Raw genomic sequence first — 14283 nt, forward strand, 5'->3', positions numbered from 1 at the left:
CTTCTTGTGGATATGCTATAAGGAGATAAGAAAGTAAGATATAAAAGTAATCTGGTAATCTCTGGTAATTAAACCAGAACTATTGGCAAATTGCACATATTAGTTGTTAAACTTCGAAAACAAATAAGCCTATCAAAATTGATAGGCTTATTGATTAAAAAAGTTATGTAGTATGTATTAAATTACTTTTACATTTACTGCGTTTAACCCCTTTTTTCCTTCTTGTAGATCAAACTCTACTACATCACCTTCACGAATTTCATCTACTAATCCTGAAATGTGTACAAAATGTTCTTTGTTCGAACCTTCTTCTGTAATGAAACCAAAACCTTTGGCATCATTAAAGAACTTTACTGTTCCTTTGTTCATTGTAAAAATTTATATTAATTATTTAATGGTTTGCAAAGATGATGCCACATAAAACTATTACAAAATGGCATGTCTTCGTTACTTGTAAAGCTACAAATAATAATCATATCTCATTTACGGTAATACCTTTGATTGTTTATTAGGTATTAATTTAGTATCGAAAAAAACAACTTCTCTATACAATGAATGGGATCTACTGATTTTTTTCTTTTAAAATTATTTAAACTAGGTAACAAATTGGTACTGTCTTTGATTTATAATTAAAAACAAACTCTGAATACTGCAAGTTATTTGAAAAACAACAAAAATAACTTAACTTTAGTAGTACAGTTTGGGAGAATTAAATTAAACAAATACAATCGGTAATAAGGATGAAAAAATCACACATTGTCTTCACTTTCGTATTATTATTTTCTTTTATAGTCAAGGGGCAAACTCCTATCGAAGGAGGATACATAGAACTTAGTAAAGAAGAGTATAATGAACTTCTGGAGATTAATAAAGAAAATGAACTTGATGGTAAATACTACGTAAGAGAGTTAAAGGATAAAAAAGTTATTGGTATTCATAAAATTGAATACAAAAAAGGGAAAAAACACGGAGAATGGGTTCATTTTTTGATTTTTAGAAAAAAAGGTTCTCTAGATTTATCTACGGTAGAAAATTATGAAGACAACGAAAGAAATGGCTACTACTATAACTCTGATAATGATTTTACTTTTACTGAAGAAGGATATTATGAAAAAGGTGAAAAAGTAGGCCTATGGAACATTACAAAAAGTGGTTCTAAAGAAAAAATTAACTATAAAAATGGAAAGAAGCACGGTGATTATTGGAGGCAAGATGCATCAGGTGTAATTGTAAAAGGCACTTACAAAAAAGGAAAAAAACTGGATAACTGGACAATTGAAGATCTTTCTGGTAATACCACTACAGAAGTTAATCCTAATATTACACACCAAATTTCTGAAACATCGACTAGTAATGTAGGCATTAAAGCTATTGAAGGTACTATAAAAAAACCTGATGGTTCTGTTGTTCCTATTGCAGTTGTAAAGCTACAATTATCAGATGAATCTTGTGCATACGCATTTTCGGATTATGATGGTAAGTTTAAAATAGAAATTGACACCAATAAAATTACTACCAATAGTTATATGGAAATAGTGATAGATGGCTTTCCTAAAAAGACAATTCCTTTTTCGGAATTCTCTAATCAAAACACAATTGTTCTAGAGAAAGGTCGAAAAAAAGTAAGTTATGAAGCGTATCGTGCTTATTATGAATCCATGAAGAATTGCCAATAATAAATAGGAAATATTGTTTTCTTAGTTAAGAATCCTTGCTATTTTTCGCTTAAGTAAACGTCGTTCAGGTCTTGATTGCGTAAGTTTTATTGCTTTTTGATAATAATCCACAGCATTGTTTGGATTTATCATACGCTCATGAATTTCGCCTAAGATCGCATAATAGAGGTAATAATTACTAACCAATTTATGATCTTCTATTTCCTTAATAGTTCTTAGTGCTTCTTCAGCTCCAAAAAGTTCTAAAACAACTAAACTCCTATTTAAAAAAACAATTGGGTCGCTATCTATTTTTAAAAGTAAATCGTAATATACTAATATTTCTTTCCAATTTGTTTTTGTATAACTTTCAGAAATACAATGTTGATAAGCAATAGCAGCTTCGAGATGATAGGTAGATAAAGATTCTCCAAAAGCCGATTGATTTAAATACTTGTTTCCTTGAGAGATTAATTCCTTATTCCATAAATCTCTATCTTGATCTGATAACAGTATCAACTCACCATATTCATTAATACGACTATCCACACGAGAAGTATGAAATAACATTAATGCCATCAACGCATATACTTCCGATAATTGTGTTTGTTCGTGATCTAATAAAGATTTACACAACCAAATCGCTTGAAAAATTACATCTTTCCTCACCAAATTATCATCGTGAGTAGCATTATACCCCTCATTAAACATTAAATATATAGTACTTATTACTGTTTTAGTTTTATCAATAATCTCTTCGGGTAATGGTATTTTAGGACGTATTTTTCGTTTTCTAAAATATTCTTTAGTTCTATATAATCTTTTAGAAATAGTATCTTCTGAGGTTAGAAAAGATCTTGCAACTTCTTTTGTACTAAATCCACAAAGGGACTTTAGAATAAAAGTAATTTGATTTTCTGGAGAAATATCTGGATGACAACAAGCATACATCATTGCTAAAAAATCATCTTGTATATACTGTTCTTTCCAAAAATTATCCATCGTACTTGTTAATGTATATTCTGAGGTTAACAACTTACGTTCGGGATCCGAAAAATCAATAGTTTTACTGTGTTTTTTCTTCCTTAAAATATCGATTGCTTTATTCCTTGCAGTTCTATACAACCAAGCCTTGGGATTATCAGGTACTCCTCTATATTTCCATGTTTCTAGAGCACTTACCAATGCGTCTTGTACTACATCCTCTGCCATTTCAATATTTTCCGTACCGAAAATTTTAATTAAAACAGCAACCATCTTTCCAGATTCTTGTCTAAAAAGATGGTTTAACGTATTATCTATGTGATCTTCTGACTCCAACTTATACTATTGCTCTAATGGAGCGATTTCGCGAATTTCTACACTACAATCATATTCAAAACTTGGACAACCTTTAGCTATCGTAGTTGCCTGATCTAAAGAATCCGCTTTAATCAGAAGATATCCTCCTACTAGCTCCTTTCCTTCTGCAAATGGTCTATCCATAACTTTCTTGCCTCCTTCTAACAATGTATTTCCTTCACTTATTAAAGGCTGCCCTCCTAACAATCTCTCTTCTTTAGCTAATCCACCCATCCATTCTTGCCATTGTTCCATATGCTTTTGCATTTCACTCGGAGACACCGAACTATATTGTTCTTGTCCTCCTCTAATTAGCATCAAAAACTCTTTCATCTCCTATCTTTTAAATTAAACATCGTCTGGCCAAACTTCTCTGACTTCTACAGATGACTCCCACAGTAACCCTGGACATCCTTTTGCCATTTCTGTAGCTTCATCCAATGTTTCTGCTAATACGGTAATATAACCTCCGACTAATTCTTTAGCCTCGGCAAAAGACCTGTCAGTAATTTTTGTTCCTCCAGGATGAATTGTTTTTACTGCAGGATAAAGGCGTTCTCCTCCAACATATTTTTCTTCTTCTGCCATTTGCCCAATCCATTGCATCCACTTTTCCATGTGTGCATTTTGTTCTTCTTCGGATTTTGCATCCCAAACGTCGTCTCCACCTTTAAAAAGTAACATAAATTGTTTCATACTATTATTTATTTATGGTTTATATGATCCTATGACGAAGTGGTTATAAAGATTTGGACAATTTTTTTAAAAAATTACTTTTTTTTCATCATCATCAGCGTGAAACCTCCTAACAAAGCAATAACAATAAGCATTATAGCCCACAACCAAACTTTATTTTTAAAGAGTGGTTCCACAGTTTTCTCTTGGTTTTTAGGTATTATTTGTTCTGGTCCTAATTGAAGTTTTACTAATTTTCCTGGAACTCTTTCTTTCATGTACTGAAGATCGTAGGATGGTTTATTCACATCTTCATTACCATAAGTCAGAAAATAATTAGCAGAAGCACTAAACCTAGTAATCAACTCATAATCAAAACCTTTAACTACAACCTCATCAATATTTAATGGTTCATTATCCTGATTATTAACAATTATTTTTATCTTATTAGTAATTGTGCTATAAAAGTTAAATTCGTTTTCTTCAATAGAATTTAGAACTCCTGAGGTAATATTTTGATAATTATATTTCCATCCGCTTTCTCTCTGAATACTATCTCTAAGATATTTCACTCGAAAAGGCCTGTAATAATCGAAAGTATTCTTAGTCTTAATTTTTATATGACTTACAGGAACAGGCATTCCTAAATCAATAGTAATTATTGTATTTTTATTTTGTTCTACAATTTCCGTTGATTTAACAGTAAACTTCTTGTAACTACCTCTTTGTTTTTCTTTTAAGGTAATCTCAGCCTTTTTTATATCAGGTGCGTCTTTACCTTTAACAAAAACTCTATAATATGTATACTTAGAGTCAGGGAACTTTAGGGTTGTAAATGAATACTTCGTCAATTCATTGTTAACAGACAACACACGATAATCATCTACAACAGTATACCAATCTTTTAGGTTTTGACTCCCTTCTACCTTTATGAATCTATCAAAATTGTCTTGTTCAAAAGATAACTGAACTTGATTAATTATAGCATCTAACGTAACTTTAAAAGTGATATATGAGCCTTTATCCGTAGTAGATTTATTAACATATTTAAATCCGATATTTTTACTTGATATTTTAGGCTTCTTTTGTTCTAAAAGATATGGCGCCTCTACAGTATCATTTCCCTTAGTAATCCCATAAATTCGTATATCTGAAAGGTCAGAAGATACATTTTTAAAAATCTCATTCGGTAATACGATGGCATGCCAATCATCCGACACATTCAATAATTCTTTTTTGTAGGTATACTTATCAATTTGGGCATAAGTTTGTAAACAAATTAAGAACAATAACAATTGTACAATATTAATCTTTAACCTCATCTGTAATAATATGTTTGTATTTATTATATAAGAAAGAAATAATAAGCAATAATAAACCTAGTGATACAAATACAATTGTTTTAGAAATCGTGTTTAAATGCGCTATATCATATAAAAACAATTTTATGAGTGTGACTCCAAAAAGTATAAAAGCTATTATTCGTATATGTTTTATTTTCTTCCAAAATCCTATAACGATCAATAACAAAGAATATATCCCCCAAAGAATACTTAGTCCTAATTTATCAGAAGAAGTATAACCAGCAATATCTAACCAATGGATTAATTCACTACTCAATAACCAGATTATAGCAATTTGCAGAACCACATCAAAGACAATTGTAAAAACGCCTTTTAGAAAACCTTGTCTAACATATTTATAACTAGCTATTAATAATAAAACACAAAATGCCAATGAAATATATCGAATACCGATATGATACAATCCTGCTTCACCTGTTTCTAAAAGTGTAGGGTCCAAATAACTTTCTCGCAATTCACTCAACAAATACAATCCAGTAGTTAAAAACATCAATAATGCAAACATATTGAGCGCAATATTAATATAACCAAAAACTACATTCTTAATCTTTTTAATATTTACAAAAGATAAAATTGATAAGAAAGCTAAGGTGTAATTAATTAACCAAATTCCCATAAAATCTTCTTGATTACTATCTAAACTACCCCAATAATCAATAATCTCTAAGAAAAAAGTCATATACAAGACAAACAGAAACATCGCTGATATCCAAAGGGAGATTAACTGATACCAAGTCTTATATTTTAACCAAGGAAAAGGATGATTCTCACTACGATGCAAAAAGAGAATATATCCAAAAGAGGCCGCACACAATAGTGAGGTAAGTACCGAAATATTCAAAAACGGAATTACCGAAATTTCATCAGTACCAGGCATATAGGCATATTCTGCATAATACATCCACCAATCCTGAATTAAGCTAAAAAATGTTAAGGCAATAACTGGATATGCTAGTTTTTCATAAATAGGTACTTTTTTAGTCCTTCCTATCCAAAATAACAATGCTGCTTCAGCAGCCCAAAGCAAGGTTACCCAATTTCCGTCTAACTGAACTGGAAATGCAATACTGATAAAAACCAATACCATTCCAGAACTAAAGTAAAATAAATTTCGATCCGCTAATTTTAATCTATAGATTATTACACTAACAATAAAATGTACTATTGCATTTGCTAAAGTAAATACGCCTAATAACTGTGATCCAATTTCATGGTTACTCAACATAGAAAAACCAATTCCATAAAAAACAAATGCATTAATCAACTGAAGTATAACATCACCTGTACCAAATTTTTCTTTTCTATTCAATTTATATACAAGGAACATGAAATAAAATGTGATAAAAAACACTAACAAAAAGGTAAAAGCTAATCCAAAATGAACCTCCGTTTCATAATCCATTACATACCAACTAAAATAAATTAACCACGTAAGTATGAAGGAAGAATAATATAAAAGTTTCCAGTACTTTTTAAAAGATATGATTAAGATCCCTACATTAATAATCGCCATATAACTAAATAAAACGGCTACTTTTCCTGATCCATCACTTAATAAAAATGGAACTGCATAAGCGCCAACTAGTCCAATATGTGCTATGACCTGTTTATTATACTGTATGGCTGCAAATACCGTGAAAATCGTAAAAATTACCATTAATCCAAACGTAAACATTTGCGGAATAAGACCATATAAGCTATAAGCAAGAAAAGTAATAAAATATAATATAGCCATTGCTCCACTTACCAAAACAGCGCTAAAATTCTCATACTTCTTTTTTAGCTTCATGCCTACACCGATCAAACCGATTCCGGTAAGATATCCCAATATAATTCGTGTTAATGGACTAATGAGTTCATTATCTATAGAATATTTTGCACCAATAGCAACTCCTATAATCAGAATAATAACTCCTATCTTACTTATAAGATTCTCTCCAATAAACTTTTCTAAATTAGACTTCCCTTTTGGCTTTTCATCTCGCTTAACCTTAGGCTGAGAAAATGACACCTCTGGTTGTTTTTGTAATAAAGGCTCTTTTATTTCAGCTTTATCTTCTACCTCTTTTAAAACTGGTTCAATAACAGGAGTAGTTATCGTATCTTCGGTTACTTCAACGTTCTTTTGTTCCTCTTCATTTTTAAAACGAAGAACCTCATTTTTAAGATTCAAAATTTCTCTACGAAAGACCTCTTGTTTATTAGATAGAATTGCTATTTTTTCAAGCAAATCATTAATATACTTTTGATTGTCAGCCATGGTTGTTTAGTTATAAAATGAACATAACGTAGTTACATTCATATTAGAAATATAGGCAAAAAAAGAGTCTTGTTAAAAAACAAAACATCTTCTACCCTATTATACTCAAAGATATAACTAATAGAAAAGAATCAATCCCCTGAAAAAAGGGAAATGTTTTTAGTGGTTTACCGTACAGCTTTAAGTCTATAATAAAACGGCGGAATACTCAGAATTTAAAAACCGGTAGTAAATAAATTTCTAGCTCCCCTAATACCACATTTTTGATATTTATGATATGATTGTGCAGCTCTTTCATCAATCTGTTTACCAGATTCATTCCTAATCCATCCGTCTATTGCTGCTTTTAATGTATATGCTTCTGGTGCCATCAAATGGGTGGTCCATAACACAGGAATTGCTTTAGCTTTTTTAATTTCTGGAGAGAAATAACTTTTGCTATAACATGCCAGAATGATAACATTCTTAGGATTAGCAACAGATTCTTTATAACTGACATCCACACTAAAATCCATCAAACCATCATGACCAACATACGCCAATAAATCAGCTCCTCCTCCAAAATCTAAAGTCATATTTTTTTGAGCAATTTGCAAAGGCATCTGTCCATTAGATGATTTCAAAAAGTGTTCTATACTTTGTTTGATTCTAGCACCGTCATAAGCGTCTGCTAACATATAAACATCCTTACTAACATGTTTAAACAATAATCTTTCTAAAATATAGGGATCCTTAGATGGAATAGCTCTAACTAGTTGCCAATCTTTTGTTTTGCGATTAAAAAATGTTTTTACACCATACCCAGCTCCCCAATAGAGGTTATTTTTAGGGTCCTGACCATTTCCAATGGCTTTTGGCACAGGAACAATACCTTGATTAAGGTTATCGCAAAGGGCTACAAAAACATGAATCGTTCTTACCTTACCAAAAGATAATGCAGAACATAACAAGAAAATCATTAATAAGAGTGATCTCATTGTATAAGACTCAAAATTAATTCCACATTCTTTCTTTCTATAGCAGTTAACTTATCAGCTGCATCAGTATCTGAAGGCAAATACCAAGATTTAGATTCGAAATAATCCTGCCACTTCTTTTTAGTAAACATATATCCGTGCGAAGCAAAAATCTCATTTTTAATAATTGCTAATTCTTCTTCAGTTTTACTATTTAACTCCTCTGCAGTAAAAACTCGATGAGAAAATATATAATTTTCCCTTTCTACTGCTTTTAAATCTGTATAAGGTTTAGAAAAAGTCCCATCTTCTTTTATTGGTTGAAATTCTAACCACATTTTTATTCCAATTTGTTTACCATCTCCGATGCAATCCAATTTTTCTCTAACCTCCTTAAAAACTAACAAATTATTGGATACGAAAACTGACATCCTTGAATCATCAAAAGAACAATCAGCTATTTTTCTCTCGAATGAAATAGTATTAACCCTATCACCAAAAGGAGTAAATGATGTTATAGAAGATTGCTCGCAACTTACTCCTACATTGCAGCTCATTATAGTTGACAGGATAACATAATTATCGGTCTTAACAATTACTTTTCCTGTCAATAAAGCATTTGCTCTTTCTGTAGATTTAAAATCAAAATATTTTAAAGCCAGATCGATTGGAATTTCTTTATTCTGTTCATTAAACTGCTCAAGTAATTTATTAAACTCACTCTCTTGTGCGGTTACTACACTTGTAATAAATACACAAAATAATACTACATATCTTATCATAAAAAAACTAGTTGTATGTAGGCTGGTAAAACTAACAATCTGGGAGATATACAAATCTAAAAAAGATTGGCAAAACCCCAAGGATCTATCAATCTTTTAGTTCATAAATTTTCATTTATATTTCATTTCTCAAAAAGAACTAACTCACTAAACTCTATTTAACAACATTTAGATAAACTATATTAAAAAATATAGATAAACATCTTCTTTCTGATTAAAAACAAAAAAACACGCTATTGCGTGCTTATATAGAATTTATATACTTTAAAGTCCATCTAAAGTTTTGGACATCTTTTGCAATTAGATTTACCTTTTTTCTTGTATTTTTTACAACACTTTTTCTTTTTGCCTCCACAACTAGCTTCACAATTTAATGAAGCACAAGGTGAATATAAAGATGGGATATCAGAACTCTGCACTATTATTTAATTTTTATTGAATCTAAATAAAGCGCAAAAATATAAAAAAAAGATTCTCAAAAAAAGAATCTTTTATTTTTATTTAATGACTTATTAACAAATAGTTATCTACTCTTCTTGCGAATTACTTATCTGAAAAGTATTGATATCTCTATCGAACAAATAGTGTCCTGATTTATCATCACCAATAATCTTTAATTTATCTAATAATGTTCTTGCTACAGCTTCTTCTTCTAATTGTTCTGCTACATACCACTGCATAAAATTATGTACATTATAATCCTTATGTTCTAAACATTGAAAAATAACATTATTAATTTGTGCAGTTACAAACTCTTCACTTTCCAAGAAAATTTCGAACAATTCTCTTAATGATTTAAAATCATTTCTAGGTTTTTCTATAGCAGGAATTACAGCTTCTCCATTTCTTTCATTTATGAATTTGACTAATTTGGTCATATGCACACGTTCCTCTTCTGATTGTGTATAAAAAAAATCTGCTATTCCATTGTAACCATTTACATCTGCCCAACAAGCCATTGAGAGATATTGTGCAGATGCCGTAGCTTCATACTGTACTTGATCGTTTAACGACTTCTCTATTTCAGGTATCATATTTTTATTTCTTGTATTTATAATATTCTAATAATGGTTATAAAAAAGTATATCAAGTAACTATCTCATACATCTATAAAAACTTGTTATAATCAATTTTATGACAATTAAATAAAAGTACACAATTTATAATCCTTTCAATAGCTTTAACTAGTGTTTTCTTCTAATTTAAATTCAGACTATTTAACAACCAAAACTTAAAAAAGATTTCATATTTAACTTAATAAAGTTACTGACGTGTATATTTTGAAATTGTTCCCGCGTGATCTGGATACTGTTTTATTAAAAAGTTTTTTTCTGCTAACTCAAAATCATCAAAATCAAATCCCGGCGACACAGTACATCCAACAAAAGAATACCCTTCATCATCTTTTACACTTGATGCGAACCAACTGTTAGCAGGAACAACTAATTGTGGTGATTCTCCTTGATCTAAATTCATTCCTACGGCATGCTTGATATATTTTCCTTCTGGAGTTATTACATGTACATATAATGAACTCCCTGAATAATAATGCCACATTTCATCTTGTTTTATTTTATGAAATGCGGAAAAATTATCTGATGTCAATAAAAAATAAATCCCCGTACAATAGTTCCTATCTCCAGAGAACTCTTCAGCTAAAACATCTTTAGGAATAACTCCTTTACTTCTATATGTCTCTTTATAAAACCCTCCTTCAGGATGTGACTTCATATTTAATTTTTCAACTATTTTTCCTACTTCCCTATTCATAACAGTATGTTTTTATCTAAAAAAAAGAAGCGATCCAAATAATGGATCGCTTCAAAATATTGTATAAATTTATTTATATAAATTATGCAAGTACTGCTTGTACTTTATCAGCAGCTTCTTGGAACTGCACTGCACTCTGTACATCTAATCCACTATTATCTATTAATTCTTTAGCAATATCTGCGTTGGTACCTTGCAAACGAACTATAATAGGAACATTAATAGCATCACCCATATTTTTATAGGCATCAACTACTCCTTGTGCTACTCGGTCACAACGAACAATTCCTCCAAAGATATTGATCAAAATTGCTTTTACGTTCTCATCCTTAAGAATAATTCTAAAAGCTTCTTCTACACGTTTAGCATCTGCTGTACCTCCAACATCAAGGAAATTTGCAGGTTCTCCACCAGCTTGCTTAATTAAATCCATTGTTGCCATTGCAAGACCAGCACCATTTACCATACATCCAACATTACCATCTAGATCTACATAGTTCAGTCCTACTTCGTTCGCTTCAACTTCGATTGGATTTTCTTCGCGAATATCTCTCATATCCACATAGTTCTTATGTCGATATAATGCATTATCATCAATAGTAACCTTAGCATCAACTGCCATGATCTTATCATCACTTGTTTTTAAAACAGGATTGATTTCAAACATTGAAGAATCAGATTTCACATACGCAGTATATAATGCCATCACAAACTTGGTCATTTCTTTAAACGCAACACCACTTAAACCTAAGTTAAATGCTACACGTCTTGCCTGAAAAGGTAATAACCCTACTGCAGGATCTATTTCTTCTGTAAATATTAAATGCGGAGTTTCCTCGGCAACCGTTTCGATATCCATTCCACCTTCTGTAGAATACATAACCATATTACGACCTGTAGTACGATTTAATAATACAGAAACATAAAATTCGTCTGGTTCACTATCTCCAGGATAATACACATCTTCTGCAACTAATACTTGGTGTACTTTTTTTCCTTCAGCAGATGTTTGAGGAGTTATCAAATTCATCCCAATGATCTGTCCTGCAATATCTTCAACTTCTTGAAGGTTTTTAGCAAGTTTCACACCTCCACCTTTTCCTCGACCACCGGCGTGTACTTGTGCCTTAATCACATGCCACCCAGTACCTGTTTCTGCAGTTAATTGTTTTGCAGCAGCAACTGCTTCTTTAGCATTCTGTGCAACAATACCTCGCTGGATGCGCACACCAAAGCTACTTAATATCTCTTTACCCTGATATTCGTGTAAGTTCATAGTCTTATTTTTTGCCTTTTGAATAGGAGTTCCAAAAATAGGAAAAGTGAAGTTACTGTGCCAATCTTTTCGGGTAAAAAAAGTTATACAATAGAAGCTCTTATATTATCTCAAAAAATAACATAAAAATTTAGTTGAATTCGAATTATGAATAACTTATAATTTAAAATCTTCAAAATCTAAAGGGTCAAAATTCTTAAAATGTCCATTCATTTTAATTACTTCTTTAGCCCTATTCATTTCCCTCACTACAGGAATTGTAATTTTTAGATGCCCAATGAGATAATTAAGACGTTCTAATTCGCTTCTCAACTTTAACAAATGATATTCTTGATGTAATGCTAAGCCTACCTTATGTGCTACTTGGTAACTTATAAATGGTATATTGAATATTGGAGGTTTCTCTATAGTGAGCTCTACATAAAGAATTGCTATATTTTTTAATAATTCTTCTTGTAACTCTTCTATCCCATTTTCATTATCCTCCAAATATTGTACTTCACCGCCAGCATATAATTTACCCGGAAGTTTGGGAAGAAAACTTTCAATTTTAAATACTCTAGTACCTAAACATACCACATCGCTACCTCCATCTGGATATCTTTTCTCTACTTTTTGCAGAGTAACTTCGGTACCATATTCAAGCTTCTTATCAATAAAAGTTGGCACTCCAAAAGAGATACCTTCCTCTTCACAATCAGAAATCAACTGTTGATATCTCTTTTCAAAGATATGGAGAGGTAATCGTTCGCCTGGATATACAACCATTTGTAAAGGAAAGAGTGCTAACATTTTTTTATTTAAAAATACTAAATAAACCACTATGATATGTATGATATCTGTTCAAAAAGTAAAAATTCGTTATTTGAAGCTTATTTTTTTTAGGATTACATAATTTTATACTAATTACGCGGCGCTTAGAGGAAATCTATAGCAAAAATAGTAATTTCGTAAGCTTAATTTAATTACCATGGAAAACGCAAATTTATTAGCAATCGCAGAAGAATTTGGGAGTCCTATATACGTTTATGACTCCGAAAAAATTGTTTCACAATATGAACGCCTAACAAACGCTTTTAAACAGGTGAAACATGTTAAACTTAACTATGCCGTCAAGGCATTGTCTAATCTTGCGATTTTAAAACTAATGAATTCATTAGGTGCTGGATTAGACACTGTATCCATACAAGAAGTTAAATTAGGTTTATTAGCAGGTGTAGAACCAGCCAATATAATATTTACTCCTAATGGTGTATCCTTAGAAGAGATTGAGGAAGTTTCTGAAATGGGTGTACAAATAAATATTGACAACCTATCTATACTGGAACAATTCGGAACAAAACATCCAGATGTACCTGTTTGTATTAGAATTAATCCCCATGTTATGGCTGGAGGAAATAGCAAAATCTCAGTAGGCCATATTGATAGTAAGTTTGGAATATCTATCCATCAAATTCCACATATTCTAAGAATTGTAGAAAACACAGGTATGAATATCAATGGTATTCATATGCACACTGGCAGTGACATTCTGGATGTTGATGTATTTTTATATGCTAGTGAAATCCTTTTTGAAACTGCTAAAAACTTTAAGAATTTAGACTTTATAGATTTTGGTAGTGGTTTTAAGGTTCCTTATAAAGAAGGAGATATTGAAACTAATATAGAAGAATTTGGAAAAAAACTAACAAAACGCTTTAATACCTTTTGTAAGGAATATGGTAAAGAATTAACTCTTGGTTTCGAACCAGGAAAATTTTTAGTTAGTGAAGCTGGATATTTTCTTGCCAAAGTTAATGTAGTAAAACAAACTACTTCTACTGTTTTTGCTGGAATTGATAGTGGTTTCAACCATTTAATAAGACCTATGTTTTACAATTCTCATCATGAAATTATTAACGTATCGAATCAGACTGGTAGAGAACGTTTTTATTCCATAGTAGGATATATATGTGAAACGGATACATTTGCCACCAATAGACGAATTTCTGAAATTACAGAAGGTGACATTATCGCTTTTAAAAATGCCGGTGCCTATTGTTTCTCTATGGCCAGTAATTATAATTCTCGTTTTCGTCCAGCAGAAGTCCTTTGGCATAATAACAAAGCACATTTGATTCGTAAACATGAAACTTTTGAAGATCTTACCAAAAATCAGGTAGATGTAAATATATTTAATAAGGCTGAAGCAACTGCTTCATAGC

The 14283-nt window shown here is 31.1% G+C and carries 14 protein-coding genes; 2 read left to right on the forward strand and 12 right to left on the reverse strand.

The features are described from left to right. Positions 1-177: 177 nt before the first annotated feature. A complete protein-coding gene (locus D1815_RS09960; RefSeq protein WP_027395563.1) occupies positions 178-369 on the reverse strand; it encodes a cold-shock protein in 192 nt (63 codons plus the stop codon). A 371-nt stretch (positions 370-740) separates the two neighbouring features. On the opposite strand from D1815_RS09960, the gene D1815_RS09965 reads away from it, so the two are divergent. After that, positions 741-1676 carry a hypothetical protein gene (locus tag D1815_RS09965; RefSeq protein WP_118386796.1) on the forward strand — a complete coding sequence of 312 codons (936 nt, stop codon included), beginning with the start codon at positions 741-743 and terminating at the stop codon, positions 1674-1676. A 21-nt stretch (positions 1677-1697) separates the two neighbouring features. Here the strand turns inward: D1815_RS09965 and D1815_RS09970 are convergent, their stop codons facing one another. The 11 genes from D1815_RS09970 to D1815_RS10020 all read right to left on the reverse strand — a co-directional run bounded on the left by D1815_RS09970 (position 1698) and on the right by D1815_RS10020 (position 12871). After that, complete coding sequence (locus tag D1815_RS09970) at positions 1698-2975, reverse strand: RNA polymerase sigma factor (RefSeq protein WP_118386797.1); 1278 nt, start codon at positions 2973-2975, stop codon at positions 1698-1700. Positions 2976-2981: 6 nt separating this feature from the next. Then, positions 2982-3329, reverse strand: a complete 348-nt coding sequence (locus D1815_RS09975) for a YciI family protein (protein WP_118386798.1) — start codon at positions 3327-3329, stop codon at positions 2982-2984. Positions 3330-3344: 15 nt separating this feature from the next. Beyond that, entirely contained in the window at positions 3345-3692 is a 348-nt protein-coding gene (locus D1815_RS09980) for a YciI family protein (protein ID WP_027395559.1), read from the reverse strand. A 74-nt stretch (positions 3693-3766) separates the two neighbouring features. Further along, positions 3767-4993, reverse strand: coding sequence for a DUF3999 family protein (locus D1815_RS09985; RefSeq protein WP_118386799.1), 1227 nt, complete (start codon positions 4991-4993; stop codon positions 3767-3769). Next, positions 4977-7295: a DUF2339 domain-containing protein gene (locus D1815_RS09990; RefSeq protein ID WP_118386800.1), complete on the reverse strand. Its 2319-nt coding sequence runs from the start codon at positions 7293-7295 to the stop codon at positions 4977-4979. Before D1815_RS09990 ends, D1815_RS09985 begins: the two co-directional genes overlap by 17 nt. Before the next feature lie 215 nt (positions 7296-7510). Next, entirely contained in the window at positions 7511-8272 is a 762-nt protein-coding gene (locus D1815_RS09995) for a hypothetical protein (RefSeq protein ID WP_118386801.1), read from the reverse strand. After that, positions 8269-9033, reverse strand: a complete 765-nt coding sequence (locus D1815_RS10000) for a YARHG domain-containing protein (RefSeq protein ID WP_118386802.1) — start codon at positions 9031-9033, stop codon at positions 8269-8271. The genes D1815_RS09995 and D1815_RS10000 overlap by 4 nt, the downstream gene beginning before the upstream one ends. Before the next feature lie 527 nt (positions 9034-9560). Next, entirely contained in the window at positions 9561-10067 is a 507-nt protein-coding gene (locus tag D1815_RS10005) for a ferritin (RefSeq protein WP_027395554.1), read from the reverse strand. Between the two features lie 229 nt (positions 10068-10296). After that, positions 10297-10803 (reverse strand): cupin domain-containing protein, encoded by a 507-nt coding sequence (locus D1815_RS10010; RefSeq protein ID WP_027395553.1) that lies wholly within the window; start codon positions 10801-10803, stop codon positions 10297-10299. Positions 10804-10885: 82 nt separating this feature from the next. After that, positions 10886-12079, reverse strand: a complete 1194-nt coding sequence (gene sucC / locus D1815_RS10015) for an ADP-forming succinate--CoA ligase subunit beta (RefSeq protein ID WP_027395552.1) — start codon at positions 12077-12079, stop codon at positions 10886-10888. A gap of 156 nt (positions 12080-12235) precedes the next feature. After that, positions 12236-12871, reverse strand: coding sequence for an LON peptidase substrate-binding domain-containing protein (locus D1815_RS10020; protein WP_027395551.1), 636 nt, complete (start codon positions 12869-12871; stop codon positions 12236-12238). A gap of 178 nt (positions 12872-13049) precedes the next feature. On the opposite strand from D1815_RS10020, the gene lysA reads away from it, so the two are divergent. Next, a complete protein-coding gene (gene lysA / locus D1815_RS10025) occupies positions 13050-14282 on the forward strand; it encodes a diaminopimelate decarboxylase (RefSeq protein ID WP_118386803.1) in 1233 nt (410 codons plus the stop codon). Position 14283 lies beyond the last annotated feature (1 nt).

This window comes from Aquimarina sp. AD1, assembly GCF_003443695.1.
Lineage (GTDB): Bacteria > Bacteroidota > Bacteroidia > Flavobacteriales > Flavobacteriaceae > Aquimarina > Aquimarina latercula.